This window comes from Staphylococcus hsinchuensis, from assembly GCF_038789205.1.
GTDB classification, from domain to species: domain Bacteria; phylum Bacillota; class Bacilli; order Staphylococcales; family Staphylococcaceae; genus Staphylococcus; species Staphylococcus hsinchuensis.
Genome location: NZ_CP128355.1, coordinates 1,664,218 through 1,683,622, shown reverse-complemented (window position 1 = coordinate 1,683,622; position 19,405 = coordinate 1,664,218). Strand labels below are relative to the sequence as shown.

Genomic DNA, 19,405 nt, shown 5'->3' with positions numbered 1-19,405 from the left:
TATTTGTGCAAAACTTATGAATTATATTAAAATAAAATGTATCAGTATAGATAGCTAGGGTTAATCCAAAACGATTCAATCCTAGCTTCTTTTATTTTTACTGTTTAACCACAAACCAATTTATTTTCAGTGGATACATTATACATATGTTTTAGGAAGTGATTAAATGTCAGAGGATAATAACCTCAATAATCAACAGAAAGAACATCAAAGCCAACCGTCTCATAAAAAAATTCATTTTAAACGTCGTAATTTTATATTATTACTTCTATTAACAATTTTAATCACCGTTATATTAACTGCCTTTCTAACCATGGCAGTATTAAATTGGAAAAGCGGATTAAATAAAGACCAAAGAGCTGAAATGAAGAAAATTGAGAATGTCTACAAAACTTTAAACGATGATTATTATAAAAAAACAAGTTCTGAAAAATTATCTAATGCCGCGATTAATGGAATGGTTAAAGAACTCGGTGATCCATATTCAGACTATATGACGAAGAATGAAACTAAATCATTTAATGAAGATGTTTCAGGAGATTTTGTAGGAATTGGTGCAGAAATGCAACAAAAACATAATAAAATAGAAATTACGAGTCCTATGAAACATTCTCCAGCAGAAAAAGCAGGCCTTCAACCGAAAGATGTCGTTAAAAAAGTCAATGGCAAATCAATTAAAGGACAACCACTTGAAGCCATTGTTAAAAAAGTTCGTGGTAAAAAAGGAACTAAAGTAACTTTAACAGTAGAACGCGCACATCATGAACATGAGGTTACGATGAAACGTGATACGATTCATGTGAAAAGTGTCGAATACGAAAAACATAAAAACGTCGGAGTCTTTACAATTAATAAATTCCAAAACAGTACAGCTGGAGAACTGAAATCAGGTATTTTAAAAGCACATAAAAAAGGTGTACGAAAAATTGTCATTGATTTAAGAAATAATCCAGGTGGATTATTAGATGAAGCAGTTAAAATGGCAAATATATTCATTGATAAAGGTAAAACAGTCGTTCAACTTCAAAAAGGTGATCATAAAGAACAGATTAAAACTTCAAATGACGCTTTGAAAGAAGCAAAAGATATGGACGTTGCTATATTAGTAAATAAAGGTTCAGCAAGTGCTTCAGAAGTATTTACCGGAGCGATGAAAGATTATAATAAAGCAGATGTTTATGGATCTAAAACTTTTGGTAAAGGAATCGTACAAACAACTAAAGAATTTGGCGACAAAGCATTATTAAAATATACGAATATGAAATGGTTAACACCTAAATCACATTATATTCATGGTAAAGGAATAAAACCTGATGTAAAAATAAGTGAACCTGCTTATCAATCTTTAACTGTTATTCCAAATGATAAAACTTATCAGTTGGGTGACAACAATAAAAATGTTAAAACTATGAAAGTAGGTTTATCAGCTTTAGGTTTTAAAGTAGATGATCAATCAAATGAATTTAATCATTCATTAAAAAATGCGATCACCTCTTTCCAAAAAGAAAATAACCTACAAGAAACAGGTACTTTTAACAAGAAAACAAATGAAAAGTTCACTGAACAACTTGTCAAAAAAGCGAATAAAAATGACACTGTACTCAACAAATTGCTTAAAAAAATACAGTAAAGGTCAAGAGGTGTATAATAATGATTAGAAATGGTGAAATTAAAGATATCCCTAAAATTATTCAGATCGTTGATGAAGCTAAGAGATTAATGAGAGAAGATGACAACACACAATGGGATGAATATTATCCTGTTGAAGAACATTTTGAAGAAGATATTAAAACCAATACACTCTTTGTCCTAGAAGAGCAATCAGAAGTTATAGCATTTATTGTTGTCGACCAACAACAATCAGAATGGTATGATTATTTTGAATGGCCAATAGATAGAGAAGGCGCATATGTTATTCATCGATTAGCTGCACTTCCTGGTTATAAAGGAGCTGCAACACAATTATTCGATTTTGCTGTTAATATGGCACTTGAACATGATATTCATGTCATGTTAACTGATACATTTTCATTAAATAAACGCGCTCAAGGTCTATTTACTAAATTTGGCTTTACTAAAGCAGGTGAAGCTGAAGTTAATTACCATCCTTTTGATAAAGGTAAACCATTCTATGCATATTACAAAACAATTAAGGAGTAGTGGGAATTGATGACGAAAATTGCATTTACTGGTGGAGGCACAGTCGGTCATGTCTCTGTTAATTTAAGTTTAATTCCAACCGCCTTGGAACAAGGTGATGAAACATTTTATATAGGATCTAAAAATGGTATTGAACGTGAGATGGTTGAATCACAATTACCTAATGTTAAATACCATGCGATTTCAAGCGGGAAATTGAGACGCTACCTTTCATTCGAAAATGTGAAAGATGTCTTCAAAGTACTAAAAGGCATACTAGATGCACGTAAAGTACTGAAGAAAGAAAAACCAGATATCTTATTTTCAAAGGGTGGATTTGTCTCTGTACCTGTAGTAATAGCTGCTAGATCTTTAAAAATTCCTACAATTGTACATGAATCTGATTTAACACCTGGTTTAGCGAATAAGATTGCACTTAAATTTGCTAAAAAGATTTACACAACTTTCGAAGATACTAAGCAATACTTACCTGAAGGCAAAGCAGACTTTGTCGGAGCAACAATTCGTGAAGATTTAAAATCAGGTAACAAAGATCGTGGCTACCAACTGACATCTTTCAAAGCGAATAGAAAGGTATTGTTAGTTATGGGTGGTAGTTTAGGAAGTAAAAAGTTAAATAGCATTATTAGAGAAAATTTGAAATCATTACAAAAAACGTATCAAATTATTCATTTAACTGGTAAAGGTTTGTTAGATACAAGTTATAATGAAACAGAAGGTTACGTTCAATACGAATTTGTAAAAGATGATTTAACTGATTTACTCGCAATTACTGATACCGTAATTAGCCGCGCTGGTTCAAATGCAATATATGAGTTTTTAACTCTTAAAATACCAATGTTATTAATCCCATTAGGTCTTGATCAATCAAGAGGAGATCAAATCGATAATGCTAAAAACTTTGAATCAAAAGGATTTGGCCGAACAATTCCTGAAGATACACTAACTAAAGATCAATTAATTGATCAGTTGTATGATATTGAAAAAAATCGTCAAGATATCATTAATCAAATGAAAACGTATAAAGAAAGCTATACCCGTCAAGAACTATATAATAAAATAATTCAAGACGGTCGAAGTTAATTGGAGGTTGTGCAATGAGTCGTTGGAAAAGAATTTCATTACTAATCATATTCACTTTAATATTTGGCATCATTGCATTTTTCCATGAATCAAGATTAGGAAAATGGATAGATAATGAAGTATATGATTTCATTTATTCTACGGAAAGTTTCATTACTACAACCTTCTTTCTTGGTGTCACAAAGATAGGTGAAGTTTGGGCAATGATTTGCTTATCATTAATGCTTGTCGCTTATCTTATGTTAAAGAGATTGCATATTGAAACATTATTTTTTGCAATCGCTATGATTTTATCTAGTACTTTAAATCCATTATTAAAAAATATCTTTGATAGAGAAAGACCTACGTTATTACGTTTAATAGATATAAGTGGATTTAGTTTCCCTAGTGGCCATGCTATGGGTTCTACAGCCTATTTTGGCAGTATTATGTTTATAGCGAATCGATTAATGAAAGGGAAGTCAAAAGGCTTTATGATTGGCCTTTGTGCGCTCTTTATTTTAATGATATCAACATCAAGAGTATATCTAGGTGTACACTATCCAACTGATATTATTGCAGGAATTATCGGTGGCGCATTTTGTGTTGTATTATCAACATTAATACTCAATCAAAAATTACAACAATAAATATAGAAAAAACGAGCAGATTATTAAGGAATCTGCTCGTTTTATATTAGGTTGAATTTACACCTAATTAAAAGCTAGGAAATTATTTTTGCGTTAGACGGTTTGATAACCATACCTTACATAACAAGTATAGAATTTAATTCTAATCATTATGCATAAGGACTTATCTTCCTATCATGCTTAAAATTTTGGTATCCGCAAACAAAATAATTAAGCAACAAATCATGTAAGTATCCGCATTTAATAATTTCCATAACTTACGTATCTAAGGGCATATAAAAAAGGGGATATTTCTGAAAACGATTCTTCCAAATAAAAGAAATTAAATGTGGGGGGAATATCTCTTAAAGGAATGATAATCATTTTCAATTACTATTATACATCGTTGAGAATGATTGTCAATTAAAAATTAAAATTTTCATTCTTATTTTTTCTTAACAAGTCTTTGTCTTCTTTAAATGTAAGATAATTGCTTGTTATTAATTTATCAATGAAATACTTTCTTGAAGTGATATTTTAATTTATTATAGTAAGTGAGGTGCATCCAATGACAAAGATATTAATAGTAGAAGATGAACAAAATCTTGCTCGATTTATAGAACTTGAACTTAAACATGAAAATTATGATGTCGACATTGAATACGATGGTAGACCGGGGCTAGACAAGGCTTTAAACCATGATTATGACTTAATATTACTAGATTTAATGCTACCGAATATTAATGGTTTAGAAATTTGTCGACAAATACGCCAAGATAAATCTACACCTATTATAATTATTACCGCTAAAAGTGATACATATGATAAAGTGGCTGGTTTAGATTACGGAGCAGACGATTATATTGTTAAACCATTTGATATTGAAGAATTACTAGCTCGAATCCGTGCAATGCTACGTAGACAACCTCAAAAAGATGTCATTGATATCAGAGGCCTACAAATTGATAAAGAAGCATTCAAAGTAACTGTCGATGGCGTCCAACTTGACTTAACGAAAACGGAATACGACTTATTATATTTACTTGCTGAAAATAAAAATCACGTCATGCAAAGAGAGCAAATCATTACTGATGTATGGGGCTTTGACAGTGAAGTCGAAACAAATGTTGTTGATGTCTATATACGATATTTGAGAAATAAACTTAAACCATTTGGCAAAGATAAATATATAGAAACAGTCCGTGGTGTAGGTTATGTGATTAGACAATGAAACAGAGAAAATTAAGAACACAATGGATGTTAATTACAACGACAATCACTTTTTTAACAATTTTCTGTTTCAGTATTATCATTACTTTTTTTCTCAGTAGTTCGTTACGACATAGTGAATTTAACGAGGCTCAAAGAAGTTCAAATGAAGTTTATAAGTTATTTCAAACGAAACAATTTAATGAAATTACACCGTTAGATTTCAATGCTTCTTTAGGTAATTATCAAAAGGTTTTCTTATTTAATGATCACGGTAAAAAATTATTTGAGACTTCCAATTTGGATTCTATAGATTACTCGCCACCATTTTCAAAGGATGAAGTCGATAGAGTCACAATAAAAACACATCATAATAAAGAATATTTAGTAATTACAGAACCTATTAATGCTTCCAACTTCAAAGGTTATAGCATCATCGTGCATTCATTAGAAGAATACGAAGCACTTGTTAATTCGTTATATTTGGTAGCTTTAATATTTGGAATTATCGCTACTTTAATTACGACAATTATAAGTTATTATTTTTCTTCACAAATAACAAAACCTTTAGAACTCATGTCGAATAAAATGCAACAAATCAGACGAGATGGTTTCCAGGAAAAGGTCGAACTTACTACAACTTATGAAGAAACTGATAATTTAATTATTACCTTTAATGCAATGATGTCACAATTAGAAGAATCCTTTAATCAACAACGACAATTCGTTGAAGATGCATCACATGAATTACGTACACCATTACAAATCATTCAAGGGCATTTAAACTTAATTCAACGTTGGGGTAAAAAAGACCCTGAAGTGCTTAAAGAGTCATTAGATATTTCTCTTGAAGAGATGTCGAGGATTACAAGATTAGTAGAAGAATTATTGATGCTAACAAAGGAAAATAACAATCTTCAAATCAATGAGCAAGAAGATGTAAACATCAATCAAGAAATTGCTGCACGCATTAAATCACTGAAACAATTACATCAAGATTACACGTTTGAATTTGAACCATCGGCTAAACCACTTAATTTAAAAATAGATCGATATCAATTCGAGCAAGTGTTAATTATTTTCATAGATAACGCGATGAAATACGACCAACAAAATAAGCATATTCATATTCAAACAAACCTTAAGAATAAACAAATCTCCATTGAAATAACCGATCATGGTGTAGGAATTCCGAAAGAGGATATCGACTTTATCTTCGATCGCTTTTATCGTGTTGATAAATCACGTTCAAGAAAATTAGGTGGAAATGGTCTTGGTTTATCTATTGCCAAAAAGATTATCGAATTAAATCATGGCACAATAAATGTGGACAGCGAAGTAGGAAAATATACAACATTTAAAATTACTTTTTAACAGTGATTTTACAACATATATAGTTGTTAATATACGCTTTTTGTATGTTACACTATCATATGCAATGGAACAAAGCAGAACCACCATTAAAATGGTTCTGCTTTTTCATAATCTAACGCTTTTCGTACTTTAATTTAAACAAGTTTAATGCTATTATTTACTTGTAAGCGTTTCAACTATTTTGTGGAGGGTGTAATATGAGCAACGATAAACAGGTTTCCGAGGCACCTGTGAACTTCGGGGCAAATTTAGGATATGTTTTAGATTTATATGATATTTATCTACAAGATCCTTCATCTGTACCTGAAGATTTACAAGTCCTTTTTAGTACAATAAAAAACGGTGAAGCTCACATCGAATCAAAAGCAACTACTCAATCAGATTCTGGTAAAGGTGATAGCACGATTAAACGCGTTATGCGCCTTATCGATAATATTCGTCAATATGGGCATTTATTGGCAGATATCTATCCAGTAAATAGACCGAACAGAGAACATGTTCCAAAATTAGCAATTGAAGATTTTAATTTAGATAAAGAAACGCTCGAATCTATCTCTGCTGGTATTGTTTCTGATCACTTCGAAGATATTTACGATAATGCATACGAAGCCATTTTACGTATGGAAAAACGCTATAAAGGCCCAATTGCCTTCGAATATACACACATTAACAACAGTAAAGAACGTGTGTGGTTAAAACGTAGAATCGAAACACCATACAAAGCTAATTTAAATGACGAACAAAAGATTGAATTATTCAAAAATTTAGCACATGTAGAAGGTTTCGAAAAATATCTTCATAAAAACTTTGTTGGAGCGAAACGTTTCTCAATTGAAGGTGTAGACACACTTGTTCCAATGCTACAAAAAACATTAAGACTTGCAAGTGATGAAGGAATTCACAATATTCAAATTGGGATGGCTCACCGTGGAAGACTAAATGTCTTAACACACGTTTTAGAAAAGCCATATGAAATGATGATTTCTGAATTCATGCACACAGATCCAATGAAATTCTTACCAGAAGATGGCAGTTTAAAATTAACTTCTGGTTGGTCAGGTGACGTGAAGTATCACTTAGGCGGTGTGAAAACTACTCAATCATATGGTATTGAACAACGTATTTCACTAGCTAATAACCCAAGTCATTTAGAAATCGTATCTCCTGTAGTACTAGGTAAAACACGTGCAAACCAAGATGATACAGATCATGCTGGCGCAGTGACTACAGAATACAATGATTCTATGCCAATTATTATTCATGGTGATGCAGCATACCCAGGTCAAGGTATTAACTTTGAAGCTATGAACTTAGGCGACTTAGACGGCTATTCAACTGGCGGTTCATTACACATCATTACTAACAATAGAATCGGCTTCACTACTGAACCTGAAGATGGTCGTTCTACAACATATTCATCAGACGTAGCCAAAGGTTACGACGTGCCAATTATGCACGTAAATGCTGACAATGTAGAAGCAACGATTGAAGCTATTGAAATTGCTATGGCGTTCAGAAAAGAATTCAAAAAGGATGTCGTTATTGATTTAGTAGGTTACCGTCGTTATGGTCATAACGAAATGGATGAACCATCAATTACTAACCCAATACAATATCACAATATCCGCAAACATGATTCAGTTGAATTATTATATGGAAAGCAATTAGTTGAAGAGAATATTATTTCTGAAGATCAAATGAATGAAATTCTTGATCAAGTCCAAAAAACATTACGTGCAGCACACGACAAGATTGATAAAAACGATAAAATGGACAACCCAGAAATGCAAAAACCTGATACCCTTGCAGAACCATTACAACCAATTGATTCTGACGTAAGTTTCGATCATTTAAAAGAAATTAACGACGCAATGCTTTCATATCCAGAAGGCTTTAACATCTTGAAAAAACTTAACAAAGTATTAGAAAAACGTCGTGAACCTTTCGAAAGTGAAGATGGTTTAGTAGATTGGGCACAAGCTGAACAGCTAGCATTTGCTACAATTATGCAAAACGGCACACCAATCCGATTAACAGGACAAGATACTGAACGTGGTACATTCAGTCATAGACATGCGGTCTTACATGATCCAGATTCTGGCGAACAATATATTCCGCTTAATCATGTTCCTGATCAAAAAGCTACGTTTGATGTTCATAATTCACCATTATCAGAAGCTGCCGTAGTTGGTTTCGAATATGGTTATAATGTTCAAAATAAATCTTGTATGACGATTTGGGAAGCACAATACGGAGACTTTTCAAATATGGCGCAAATGATATTTGATAACTTCTTATTCAGTGCAAGAGCTAAATGGGGAGAACGTTCAGGCCTTACATTATTCTTACCACATTCATACGAAGGTCAAGGCGCAGAACACTCATCTGCACGTTTAGAAAGATTTTTACAACTTGCTGGCGAAAATAACTCCACTGTTGTTAATTTATCAAGCTCAAGTAACTACTTCCATTTATTACGTGCACAAGCAGCAAGCTTAGGCACAGAATCTATGCGTCCTCTAGTAGTAATGTCACCGAAGAGTCTATTACGTAATAAGACAGTTGCTGATACAATTGATAAATTTACATCAGGACAATTCGAACCTATCTTACCTGAACCAAGTAATAAAGATAGCGTGAAGAAAGTTATTCTAGCATCTGGTAAAATGTTTATAGATTTAAAAGAATATCTAGCTAAAAATCCTGATGATTCTATTTCACTAATAGCAGTGGAAAGATTATATCCATTCCCTGATTCAGAAATAGAAGCAGTATTAAATGAGTTACCAAACTTAGAACATGTTGCTTGGGTACAAGAAGAACCTAAAAACCAAGGTGCATGGTCATTCGTTTATCCTTATCTGAAAGATTTAACGACAGATAAGTATGATTTAAGTTATCATGGACGTATACAACGTTCAGCTCCTGCTGAAGGAGACGGCGAAATTCATAAACTCGTTCAAAATATGATTATAGAACAAAGTACAAAATTAAATTAGGGGGAAATTAAGCATGCCAGAGGTAAAAGTTCCAGAATTAGCAGAGTCAATTACAGAAGGTACCGTTGCAGAATGGTTAAAACAAGTAGGAGATAGCGTAGATAAAGGTGAAGCTATCTTAGAATTAGAAACTGATAAAGTTAACGTTGAAGTTGTTTCTGAAGATGCAGGTGTATTACAAGAACAACTAGCTGAAGAAGGCGACACAGTTGAAGTTGGCCAAGCAGTTGCTAAAGTTGGTGAAGGTAGCGGTAACAATTCAGAATCTTCTTCTAGCCAAGATGATTCAAAAGAAGAATCTAAACAACAAGATTCTAAACAAGAATCTTCATCTGATTCACAACAATCAGAATCTAAATCAGATTCAAGCTCATCAGATGACAGCAATAATCAACGTATAAATGCAACACCATCAGCACGTAGATATGCTCGTGAAAAAGGTATTGATTTATCAGAAATTGCTCCTCAAACGAATGATATCGTAAGAAAAGAGCATGTTGATCAAAATCAATCACAACAACAATCTTCACAATCTTCTTCATCTAAAGAAGAACCTAAACAATCAGCACCACAAAAACCATCAAAACCAGTCATCAGAGAAAAAATGTCACGTCGTAAGAAGACAGCTGCTAAAAAATTATTAGAAGTATCTAATAATACAGCAATGCTTACTACATTCAATGAAGTAGATATGACAAACGTTATGAACTTACGTAAACGTAAAAAAGAACAATTTATTAAAGATCATGACGGTACAAAACTTGGATTTATGTCATTCTTCACAAAAGCATCAGTTGCAGCATTGAAGAAATTCCCTGAAGTAAATGCTGAAATTGACGGCGAAGACATGATTACTAAACAATTCTATGATATCGGTGTAGCTGTATCTACAGATGATGGTTTACTTGTACCATTCGTAAGAGATTGCGATAAGAAAAACTTTGCTGAAATTGAAGATGAAATTGCTAACTTAGCTACTAAAGCTAGAGATAAAAAGCTTGGTTTAGATGATATGGTAAATGGTTCATTTACAATCACTAACGGTGGTATCTTCGGTTCAATGATGTCAACACCAATCATCAATGGTAACCAAGCAGCAATCTTAGGTATGCACTCAATCATTACTCGTCCAATTGCTGTTGATAAAGATACAATTGAAAACCGTCCAATGATGTACATCGCATTAAGCTATGATCACAGAATCATTGATGGTAAAGAAGCAGTTGGATTCTTAAAAACGATTAAAGAATTAATCGAAAACCCTGAAGATTTATTATTAGAATCTTAATCCACAACACAAAATAGTTTATTAATCCAAACACAACGGCGCTCAGCGTCGTTGTGTTTTTATGCTTTGGTGTATTTTGAAAAAGCAACCCAAAATCCCCCATAACATTATTATTTCTCTTTAATATTCATTAAAAAAGTGCCTAAATTATAGACACTTATTACTGTACTAATCTTTAATTATTATATCCGTAATTATTAATAAACTCTTCGTCATATTCTTCTAATTCATAAATTAAGTTTTCAGCCATACTATCTGTAACGTGTGTATAAATTTTTAGAGTCATATTCCTATCAAAATGACCTACGTGCTCAGCACTTGTATTGCTTTTAATGGTATTACATGCTGTTAGTATTGAACTATGGGTATGGCGGCATTGTATGCGCGGTTACACGCTTTGTGATACTGGTAATCTCCGACGCTTCTTTTAAGATATAATTTATCTTATTATTTGAAAGAAGGTTACCTTTTTATTTGTGAAAATAAAATCTCCTTCTAAAAAGTCAGGAACAAATTTATTGAATTGTTTATAAAAGAACAGTAAAATGATTCTAAAGATTTTGACAATAAAACCTAGAAAAGATAAATCGTTCCTTAAATGAACAAGGATATTAAATTAAATATTTTTTATGTATTTGTACAAAATGTAACACTATGTATTATTTACAGTGTTACTTATTAACAGAATATAAGTGGGTGTAACACATGAAAAAGAACAGGCATAGGCAATTAACTTTACATGAAAAATGAGCTTTAGACGGCGAGGCTATACGTAAATCAAATCCTGAAAAATACAATGGAGAAACAACAAACGAAGAAGTAAAAGAATTTGCTAAATTTTTAGACATGTTAAAAAGTAAGAGAGAAAAAAGGAATATGTATAATTCCAAAGAAATGACTAGAGATGAGCGACAGGCATTAGCAGATGAGTTTGAAAAGTTTAAAAAGTGAAAGAAGAAAAAGAAGATATGAATAATAACATTAGCTTATAATCGTTGTAGAAAGCAAAGAGACAAATTAAATAATTTTTATATGTATGCATAAATCGTTTTATTTTGTGTATCTTTGCTATTATCTGTATTGTTATTTATTTCAAAAGATGAGAGGGATTAGTACATGGATAAAGATAATAAAAGACCTTTAATCTTACATGAAAAATGGATTATAGACGGAGAGATTATTTCTAAATTAGAGCCAGGAAAATACGATAAAGAACTGACTAAAGAAGAGATACAAGCATTTGCAGATGAATTAGAACAGTTAAAAAGGGACAGAGAAAAAAAGGGTTATAAGTAATTCAAATAGCTTATAAACATTTTAGAAAGCAAAGAGACAAATTAAATAATTTTTATACGTATATAAAAATCGTCACATTATATAGTATCTTTGCTATTATCTGCATTGTTATTTATTTCAGAAGATGAGAGGGATTAACACATGGATAAAGATAATAAAAGACCTTTAACCTTACATGAAAAATGGATTATAGACGGAGAGATTATTTCTAAATTAGAGCCAGGAAAATACGATAAAGAACTGACTAAAGAAGAGATACAAGCATTTGCAGATGAATTAGAACAGTTAAAAAGGGACAGAGAAAAAAAGGGTTATAAGTAATTCAAATAGCTTATAAACATTTTAGAAAGCAAAGAGACAAATTAAATAATTTTTTTACGTATATAAAAATCGTCACACTATACAGTATCTTTGCTATTATCTGCATTGTTATTTATTTCAGAAGATGAGAGGGATTAACACATGGATAAAGATAATAAAAGACCTTTAACCTTACACGAAAAATGGATATTAGACGGAGAGGCTATTAAAAATGCCGCTCCAGGAAAATACGATGAAGGTTTGAGTGATGAAGAATTCCAAGACTTTAGTAATCGATTAGAAAAACTAAAAAGCGACAGAGAAAAAAAGGGTTATGAGTAATCACAATAGCTTACAAATATTGTGTGAAACAATTAAATAATTTTTTGCATTTGTACAAATAATACATTAGGTACTATGTATTAAATATGTACATTCTTTAGCATTATATTTATTTACAATAAAGGAGCTACTAAACATAGCACAAGACAGTACTATACATCTTGTGCAGACTTTGAAAGATTGTATAATAGTAGCAAGCAACGACGTATTGAGCAACAGTCAGACAGTTCTTATTATGTTAATCGTAACCGGACTAGCTTTATCGCATTTGATTGAGTATTTAAAGGATTCTAATGATTATATCAAGGAAATTAAATACTAAAAGTCATAGCGATTTACTAATAAAGTAGTTCGTTTTTTTATGATTGTATTTAGGTAAAAAAAGGAGTCTGAGACAAAAATAGGTGTCTCAGACTCTTTATTAATGACCGAAAAATTTTATTTAGCTAATAAAGCTATAATTTCAACAATAACTAAGATTAAAAATAGAATAAAAATAATGCCGTAAATTTTATTTTGTTTTGCTAACTTTTCGTTATTATTTTCACCTTTATTTTTCTTACTGGCATTTGTAATTAAACTGATTGCTGCATACACTGCAACAAGTACGGTGATGGCGAATATAATCCATGTACCTGACATATGTGACACCCTCCTAAATTGAACATAAAATGATTATTTAATGACATTTTATAGTTATATTAATTACAGTTTAATATATTTCGTTGTTATATCCAATGACGAAAAACCAAAAATTAATAAAGTCGTTTTCTTTCGGAGTTCATCATATAAATAATAACGAAAATACGTTATAATGGTTGCAAAGACATAGGTAGAGGGGTTATTAACATGAATGGTCTTAGAAGTGTTACGACAGGTACAAATGATTTATTCCAAACTAAAAAGATTTTTAATGAAATAATTGGACTCAACGTTAATGAAATGGGAAACGCATTACGATTTGGTGATGCAGAACTCAGTTCAGGAACGCGATTACATTTTGTTGAAATTCCAAATTATTCAATTGAAAATAATAATATAGATGAAATCAGTGTACGTGTACCTAGTGATGAAGGTTTAATTGAATATAAATCTATTTTAGATAAACTTGAATATAACCATAGTGATATTGCAAATTTGAATGGACATTCATATTTTAATTTTCAAGATCAAAATGGACAAACATTTAATATTTTTTCAAACGAGCACAATACTGGTGCACCATTAGGAATGCCTTCTTTTGAAAGTTCAGTCAATCCGTTACATCAAGTTCAGGGACTAGGGCCAGTGTTAGTAAAAGTCAATCAATTACTAATTACGCAATCAATACTTACACAAGTCTTCGGACTAGATCACTTTGCTGAATATACTCCTTCAAGTGAACAATCTAAAGCAATTCAAGTATTTCGTATTGGTGATGGTGGACTAGGCGGAGAATTACATATTTATGAGGTTGAAGAAGAATTAAAAATGCCTGAACATGGTATTGTAGAACAAATTGAATTTGCAACTGAATCAAAAGAGCAATTTCAAAACGCCATGCAACAACTTGAATCTATAGGGATTAAGTACCAAACATTGGATCAAGGCGGAGAACAATCTTTAAGAATCACTGAAAATAGTGGGCTAACATTTATTTTAACTTTGGAAAATAATAAATAATAGAAAGGTCGATTCAAATGTTACATGAAACTTGGAAGGATAAAGAACCAGTTAAAAAAGTTGAAGTTGTACATACGGATGCTCAAAAGTTTAAAGTTTCCGATATGTTAACAGTAGGTAAACAATATGATGTTGTAAACGAAACAGAAGAATATTATCAAATTATAGATAATTCAGGCTTAGTAGGCGGATACTTTAAAACTTATTTTAAAGAAGTTTAAACCATTATACATTTACACCTTAAGTTTAGATTAAACAATACAATACTAAAATAAATGAGTGGGTGGGACAAAAATTCAATTTTCTAATAGAGTTTTCGTATTCCACCCTGGCAAGGATGACTAGGATTAAAAAGGCTTAATACAAGCGCATTTTCAATTCAGACATCTACTGCCAAGTTGCCAAAGAGTCTGAGACACCTATTTTGTCTCAGACTCAGTCTATTTTAAAAAGCGTTAAAAATGTAATTAACTAAAGGAGTATAGATATGGATCAAGCGCGTTATATCAATAAAGATGAAACAGTATTTAATGATGCACAAGCGTTAATGCAATTAAATAAAAACTTATTATTAAAAGGGCCGACAGGTTCAGGTAAAACAAAATTAGCTGAAACATTGAGCGAAACGTTAAATCGTCCTATGCACCAAGTAAACTGTTCAGTAGATTTAGATGCAGAAAGTTTACTAGGCTTTAAAACGATTAAAACAAATGAAGAAGGTTCACAAGAAATTGTTTTCATTGATGGCCCAGTGATTCAAGCTATGAAACAAGGTCATATATTATATATCGATGAGATTAATATGGCTAAACCCGAAGCATTACCAATCTTGAACGGTGTATTAGATTACCGAAGAAAATTAACTAACCCATTCACGGGAGAAGTTATTGAGGCTGCCCCTGGTTTCAATGTCATCGCTGCAATTAACGAAGGTTATATTGGTACTTTACCGATGAACGAAGCTTTAAAAAACCGTTTCGTCGTAATTCAAGTGGATTACATTGATGGAGAGACATTATTTGACGTTATTAAAAATCAAAGTAAATTACAAGATGATACACTTATTAACAGTATTATTAAATTTAACGAAGATTTACGAACAATGACGAAACAAGGACAAATATCAGAAGAAGCTTCAAGTATCAGAGCGCTCATTGATTTAAGTGATTTAGCAACAGTGATGCCTATAGAAAGAGCGATTAAACGCACAATCATTGATAAATTAGAAGATACACGTGAGCAACAAGCAATCGTGAACGCAGTAGAATTGAACTTTTAGTGAGGGATATGTATGAGTGATCGTTTTATTAAGTTTAATGACGAACAAGTAGACGCCAAACAAATCATGATGTTACAAGATTTAGCGCGTTTATTGCTAAAAAATGAACAAACACAAGTAAAAATACAGAAGTTCCCTTATTATGATCCAATTTCTAATACGTTGGTAACAAGTTCATTTTGGTCCCATAGGTCAGCTCAAATAGAGCAACTCGGTTTAAAGTCCGACATCATGTTAGCTGCTTATGGTTACTCTATGATGGATCAGAGCATTGTTAATCAGGTCATCCATGAAACTGAATTTGGACATCGTAGTTTTTATCAACAATTATTTAAATTACTCGAAGATCAACGTGTACTCAATGAAATAATAAAATTACGCCCAGCGAGTAAACCTATGATTCAAACACGCATCAACGCACGCCTGAAATTTAACCAAAGTCAACTTAATGTCTATAAAACAAAAATGACCTTCACTGATTTAGTCTTTTTATATATAGAGCGCTCATTTTTACTAGAAAATTTCTATGACGCCCCACAAGTACATCCACAAATAGATGATGTATTAGTACAAATGTACCAATACTTGCCTAATTTCTTCTATAATGAGTCATCAGAAGATAATATGTATTTGGCACAAAGAATGATGTTTCAAATAGATGATTTACTCAAAGAAGATATGCTCAATGAATATTACCATTTGCCTAAAAAGGTTTACGAATCGATTGAAGCACTACAATTTGAAGATATAAAACGAACGGATGCCAGTCAAACCGATGGAAAATCAGAAGAATCTAATGACGATGATGTAGTTTCAGAACAAATGGAATCTAAAAATCAAGATAGTGCATCAGAAGGCGGGGCTTATTTAGAAATGGAGCTCCATGAAGGTGAAAATAGCGATAACGCCATTGATGAGGAAAACGCCCGAGAAGGTGATGCCAGCGATGATATAACAGATGTTCAAACTAAAAAAGGTAAAGGATCTACACAACAATTAGATAGTGATGAAGGTGAAGCAACGGGTACTCATCCAGCACTTACATTATCTGGAATAAATAAAAACGTTGAAATTATATGGAATACACCTGTAATCCAAGACCAAGATATTATTAAATATGAAGACTTTGTATCTCATGTGCAATTTGAAATAAAAGACCTAATACAAATTATTAAAAAAGCCATAGACCGTGCACATCAAGATGAACGTCGTAATTTAACTAAAGGGCGTTTACAAAGAAATCTAATCAATTGGTTTATTGACGACCAATATAAGTTATTTTATAAAAAACAAGATCTAAGCCAAACATTCGACGCTACATTTACTTTATTAGTGGATGCATCAGCAAGTATGCATGATAAGATGGAAGAAACTCAAAAAGGGGTCGTACTCTTCCATGAAACGTTAAAGTCGTTAAATATTAATCATGAAGTACTTGCCTTTAATGAGGATGCATTTGATGCTGATGATAAAAAGCAACCAAATATTATCGATGAAATTATTACTTATCATCATTCTACCTTTGAAAAAGATAGCCCTAGAATTATGTCACTGACGCCTCAAGATGATAATCGAGATGGCGTTGCAATTCGAATAGGGGCGAACAGACTAATTCGTCATGCACATAAACAGAAATTCTTGATTGTCTTCTCTGATGGAGAACCGTCTGCCTTTAATTATGCTCAAGACGGTATATTAGACACTTATGAAGCTGTTGAATCAGCACGTAAACTTGGAATTGAAGTATTTAATGTATTTTTAAGTCAAGAACCGATTACCGAAGATATAGAACAGACGATTCATAATATTTATGGTCAATATGCACTCTTTGTTGAAGGTGTAGAACATTTACCAAGTCATTTATCTCCATTATTAAAGAAATTATTACTAAAATCATTTTAAATGTTTAAAAATCTCAAACTAAACAAATACTTATGTATCTTAAATATTTAGCATACAAAAAGAAGCACGAAATCTAATTTTTTAATAGATTTCGTGCTTTGCTTTAATATTTATCTGTTATACGATGTTGTTGTTTCACATCGATGAGGTGCTCTTGTAATTCTGATTCTAACGATTGTAAATCAGATTCAGCTTGTTTTCGTTTATTTCTACCATCTTCTTGGATTTTTAACGTTTGTTCTATCGTTTCAATAATATCACTTTGCGTTGTTTTTAAAGTTTCAATATCTACAATACCACGCTCATTTTCAGTGGCAGTTTCAACCGCATTTTGCTTTAATAGCTCTGAATTTTTCAATAACAAATCATTCGTCGTGTCAGTAACTGCTTTTTGAGCAGAAACTGCATTACGTTGTCGCATCAATGTTAGGGCGATTGACATTTGATTTTTCCATAAAGGAATACTAGTTAATATTGAACTTTGTATTTTTTCAGCAAGTGCTTGATTCACATTTTGAATCATACGAATTTGTGGGGCAGTTTGAATCGCAATTTGTCGAGATAATTGTAAGTCATATACACGTTTATCTAATCGATCTATAAATTGTTCCATATCAGATGCAGCTTGCACATCCATTTGGTTCCCCGTAGATTTTGCTTTGTCCATTAATTTAGGCACTTCTTCTTCTTTTAATTGTGCCTGCTTTAACTTAGCTGCTTCGATATATATAGACAACTCATTAAAATAATCTTTATTCATATCATATAGTTCATCTAACATTTCAACATCTTTATTTAAATTGCGTTTATGCTTATCTAATTCAATAGAAATGCGATCAATTTGAGAGCCGACAGATTGCATTCTAGAAAAAATTTCATTTGCCGATGCTTTCGTACGTTTGAACAATCTTTTTAATTTTGATTGGTTTTGCTGATTGAGTTCATCAGGGTTTACAGACTTTAACTTACTCATTAAACCATTAAGTGATTCACCGACCGGTCCAACGTCTCCCGTTTTTACTTCATTTAATATACGATGAGAGAAATGTGACATACCTGATTGAGCTTGTGTACCATAATTTAATAATCCTTCGTTATCCATTGGTTTTATACTTTTACTGAGTTGTTTAATTTTTTCTTGTTCTTCTTCTGAAAATTGTTGTCGCTGTTCTATAATATTTGAATTGTCATTTGAATTATTATCAATATATTTATCCAATGGGTGTGAATTTAATAAGTCGTGTTCATCTGGCATCTTTCTATCACTCCGTATAAATATTATTTGTGTCGTTTTTGTTCCATTTTATTTACTTCAATTTCAACGTCTAATTTATTAAAGTCGCTTTCATTTACTCTTTTTAAATCGGCTACCATCGTTCTTCTAACTTCTTCTAAAGTAATACGTGTTTGTTCGAGCTTCTGCTTTTCTTCTTGTGATTTTTTTGGGGATTTAGCTAATCTCGTATATGATTCTATTAAGATTAAAGCATTATCAATATGTGAATAGAAAAAGCTTTCCACATTGAAAAATATAGCCGGTTGTTGTTTCACTGATAAGAAAATTGCACGTGAAATTCGGTATATATCATTAATTTGTTTAAAGTCTTTTAACGATCTTATATTGACAAATGATTTTAAAATGCGCTTATTCTTTTCTTGAACTTGCTTTAATTGATTTTTAACAAATAGGTAATCTCTTCTAGATAATCCAATTTCTTTTAAATACTTTCTTGAAGTTAAGCGTTGGGTAGGGAAATAGACGAATAAAAAAGTTAATGCTGAAATTAAAGCATCAAAAACCATTTGAATTTCAAGTACAAACACACTAACAATCCAAGCAATTATTGCAATAGGAAATCCAATGATTACTCCCAAAAGTCGAGAAATATTATATCTCAATTGT

The 19,405-nt window shown here is 31.7% G+C and carries 18 protein-coding genes; 15 read left to right on the top strand and 3 right to left on the bottom strand.

The window, feature by feature from the left end:
- The first annotated feature begins 166 nt into the window (after positions 1–166).
- The 11 genes from QQM35_RS08330 to QQM35_RS08275 all read left to right on the top strand — a co-directional run bounded on the left by QQM35_RS08330 (position 167) and on the right by QQM35_RS08275 (position 12,659).
- Positions 167–1,630 carry a S41 family peptidase gene (locus tag QQM35_RS08330; RefSeq protein WP_342610319.1) on the top strand — a complete coding sequence of 488 codons (1,464 nt, stop codon included), beginning with the start codon at positions 167–169 and terminating at the stop codon, positions 1,628–1,630.
- Positions 1,631–1,650: 20 nt separating this feature from the next.
- Positions 1,651–2,160, top strand: coding sequence for a GNAT family N-acetyltransferase (locus tag QQM35_RS08325; protein ID WP_251517043.1), 510 nt, complete (start codon positions 1,651–1,653; stop codon positions 2,158–2,160).
- A gap of 9 nt (positions 2,161–2,169) precedes the next feature.
- Positions 2,170–3,243 carry an undecaprenyldiphospho-muramoylpentapeptide beta-N-acetylglucosaminyltransferase gene (locus QQM35_RS08320; protein ID WP_251519032.1) on the top strand — a complete coding sequence of 358 codons (1,074 nt, stop codon included), beginning with the start codon at positions 2,170–2,172 and terminating at the stop codon, positions 3,241–3,243.
- Between the two features lie 14 nt (positions 3,244–3,257).
- A complete protein-coding gene (locus tag QQM35_RS08315) occupies positions 3,258–3,872 on the top strand; it encodes a phosphatase PAP2 family protein (protein ID WP_251517040.1) in 615 nt (204 codons plus the stop codon).
- A gap of 547 nt (positions 3,873–4,419) precedes the next feature.
- Entirely contained in the window at positions 4,420–5,082 is a 663-nt protein-coding gene (locus tag QQM35_RS08305; RefSeq protein WP_251517037.1) for a response regulator transcription factor, read from the top strand.
- Positions 5,079–6,434 (top strand): HAMP domain-containing sensor histidine kinase, encoded by a 1,356-nt coding sequence (locus QQM35_RS08300; protein ID WP_251517033.1) that lies wholly within the window; start codon positions 5,079–5,081, stop codon positions 6,432–6,434. Before QQM35_RS08305 ends, QQM35_RS08300 begins: the two co-directional genes overlap by 4 nt.
- A 197-nt stretch (positions 6,435–6,631) precedes the next feature.
- Entirely contained in the window at positions 6,632–9,433 is a 2,802-nt protein-coding gene (locus QQM35_RS08295) for a 2-oxoglutarate dehydrogenase E1 component (RefSeq protein WP_251516987.1), read from the top strand.
- Positions 9,434–9,446: 13 nt separating this feature from the next.
- On the top strand, positions 9,447–10,721 hold the full coding sequence (gene sucB, locus QQM35_RS08290; protein ID WP_251942959.1) for a dihydrolipoyllysine-residue succinyltransferase: 1,275 nt from the start codon (positions 9,447–9,449) through the stop codon (positions 10,719–10,721).
- Between the two features lie 1,116 nt (positions 10,722–11,837).
- Positions 11,838–12,017 (top strand): hypothetical protein, encoded by a 180-nt coding sequence (locus tag QQM35_RS08285; protein WP_342610318.1) that lies wholly within the window; start codon positions 11,838–11,840, stop codon positions 12,015–12,017.
- 141 nt (positions 12,018–12,158) lie between these two features.
- Positions 12,159–12,338 carry a hypothetical protein gene (locus tag QQM35_RS08280; RefSeq protein ID WP_251516937.1) on the top strand — a complete coding sequence of 60 codons (180 nt, stop codon included), beginning with the start codon at positions 12,159–12,161 and terminating at the stop codon, positions 12,336–12,338.
- A 141-nt stretch (positions 12,339–12,479) separates the two neighbouring features.
- A complete protein-coding gene (locus QQM35_RS08275; protein WP_251516934.1) occupies positions 12,480–12,659 on the top strand; it encodes a hypothetical protein in 180 nt (59 codons plus the stop codon).
- A 438-nt stretch (positions 12,660–13,097) separates the two neighbouring features.
- Here the strand turns inward: QQM35_RS08275 and QQM35_RS08270 are convergent, their stop codons facing one another.
- On the bottom strand, positions 13,098–13,301 hold the full coding sequence (locus tag QQM35_RS08270) for a Mid2-like cell wall stress sensor domain protein (protein WP_251516931.1): 204 nt from the start codon (positions 13,299–13,301) through the stop codon (positions 13,098–13,100).
- Positions 13,302–13,508: 207 nt separating this feature from the next.
- On the opposite strand from QQM35_RS08270, the gene QQM35_RS08265 reads away from it, so the two are divergent.
- The 4 genes from QQM35_RS08265 to QQM35_RS08250 all read left to right on the top strand — a co-directional run bounded on the left by QQM35_RS08265 (position 13,509) and on the right by QQM35_RS08250 (position 17,502).
- Positions 13,509–14,321 carry a VOC family protein gene (locus QQM35_RS08265; protein WP_251942961.1) on the top strand — a complete coding sequence of 271 codons (813 nt, stop codon included), beginning with the start codon at positions 13,509–13,511 and terminating at the stop codon, positions 14,319–14,321.
- Positions 14,322–14,338: 17 nt separating this feature from the next.
- Positions 14,339–14,542, top strand: a complete 204-nt coding sequence (locus tag QQM35_RS08260; RefSeq protein WP_251516925.1) for a DUF6501 family protein — start codon at positions 14,339–14,341, stop codon at positions 14,540–14,542.
- 266 nt (positions 14,543–14,808) lie between these two features.
- Positions 14,809–15,600 carry an ATP-binding protein gene (locus QQM35_RS08255; protein WP_251516922.1) on the top strand — a complete coding sequence of 264 codons (792 nt, stop codon included), beginning with the start codon at positions 14,809–14,811 and terminating at the stop codon, positions 15,598–15,600.
- 12 nt (positions 15,601–15,612) lie between these two features.
- The gene (locus tag QQM35_RS08250) at positions 15,613–17,502 is read left to right on the top strand and encodes a vWA domain-containing protein (RefSeq protein ID WP_251942963.1); all 1,890 of its coding nucleotides are present in this window, start codon (positions 15,613–15,615) and stop codon (positions 17,500–17,502) included.
- Positions 17,503–17,605: 103 nt separating this feature from the next.
- Here QQM35_RS08250 and QQM35_RS08245 read toward each other — a convergent pair whose 3' ends face one another.
- Together QQM35_RS08245 and QQM35_RS08240 are read right to left on the bottom strand one after the other, a co-directional pair.
- On the bottom strand, positions 17,606–18,757 hold the full coding sequence (locus QQM35_RS08245) for a toxic anion resistance protein (protein WP_251516917.1): 1,152 nt from the start codon (positions 18,755–18,757) through the stop codon (positions 17,606–17,608).
- 23 nt (positions 18,758–18,780) lie between these two features.
- On the bottom strand, positions 18,781–19,401 hold the full coding sequence (locus tag QQM35_RS08240; protein ID WP_342610317.1) for a 5-bromo-4-chloroindolyl phosphate hydrolysis family protein: 621 nt from the start codon (positions 19,399–19,401) through the stop codon (positions 18,781–18,783).
- Between the last annotated feature and the right edge of the window lie 4 nt (positions 19,402–19,405).

What these genes read in the sequence shown, in the direction of transcription:
- QQM35_RS08330 (WP_342610319.1), top strand. Translation starts at nt 167, where the DNA reads ATGTCAGAGGATAATAACCTCAATAATCAACAGAAAGAACATCAAAGC.
- QQM35_RS08325 (WP_251517043.1), top strand. Translation starts at nt 1,651, where the DNA reads ATGATTAGAAATGGTGAAATTAAAGATATCCCTAAAATTATTCAGATC.
- QQM35_RS08320 (WP_251519032.1), top strand. Translation starts at nt 2,170, where the DNA reads ATGACGAAAATTGCATTTACTGGTGGAGGCACAGTCGGTCATGTCTCT.
- QQM35_RS08315 (WP_251517040.1), top strand. Translation starts at nt 3,258, where the DNA reads ATGAGTCGTTGGAAAAGAATTTCATTACTAATCATATTCACTTTAATA.
- QQM35_RS08305 (WP_251517037.1), top strand. Translation starts at nt 4,420, where the DNA reads ATGACAAAGATATTAATAGTAGAAGATGAACAAAATCTTGCTCGATTT.
- QQM35_RS08300 (WP_251517033.1), top strand. Translation starts at nt 5,079, where the DNA reads ATGAAACAGAGAAAATTAAGAACACAATGGATGTTAATTACAACGACA.
- QQM35_RS08295 (WP_251516987.1), top strand. Translation starts at nt 6,632, where the DNA reads ATGAGCAACGATAAACAGGTTTCCGAGGCACCTGTGAACTTCGGGGCA.
- sucB (WP_251942959.1), top strand. Translation starts at nt 9,447, where the DNA reads ATGCCAGAGGTAAAAGTTCCAGAATTAGCAGAGTCAATTACAGAAGGT.
- QQM35_RS08285 (WP_342610318.1), top strand. Translation starts at nt 11,838, where the DNA reads ATGGATAAAGATAATAAAAGACCTTTAATCTTACATGAAAAATGGATT.
- QQM35_RS08280 (WP_251516937.1), top strand. Translation starts at nt 12,159, where the DNA reads ATGGATAAAGATAATAAAAGACCTTTAACCTTACATGAAAAATGGATT.
- QQM35_RS08275 (WP_251516934.1), top strand. Translation starts at nt 12,480, where the DNA reads ATGGATAAAGATAATAAAAGACCTTTAACCTTACACGAAAAATGGATA.
- QQM35_RS08270 (WP_251516931.1), bottom strand. Translation starts at nt 13,301, where the DNA reads ATGTCAGGTACATGGATTATATTCGCCATCACCGTACTTGTTGCAGTG.
- QQM35_RS08265 (WP_251942961.1), top strand. Translation starts at nt 13,509, where the DNA reads ATGAATGGTCTTAGAAGTGTTACGACAGGTACAAATGATTTATTCCAA.
- QQM35_RS08260 (WP_251516925.1), top strand. Translation starts at nt 14,339, where the DNA reads ATGTTACATGAAACTTGGAAGGATAAAGAACCAGTTAAAAAAGTTGAA.
- QQM35_RS08255 (WP_251516922.1), top strand. Translation starts at nt 14,809, where the DNA reads ATGGATCAAGCGCGTTATATCAATAAAGATGAAACAGTATTTAATGAT.
- QQM35_RS08250 (WP_251942963.1), top strand. Translation starts at nt 15,613, where the DNA reads ATGAGTGATCGTTTTATTAAGTTTAATGACGAACAAGTAGACGCCAAA.
- QQM35_RS08245 (WP_251516917.1), bottom strand. Translation starts at nt 18,757, where the DNA reads ATGCCAGATGAACACGACTTATTAAATTCACACCCATTGGATAAATAT.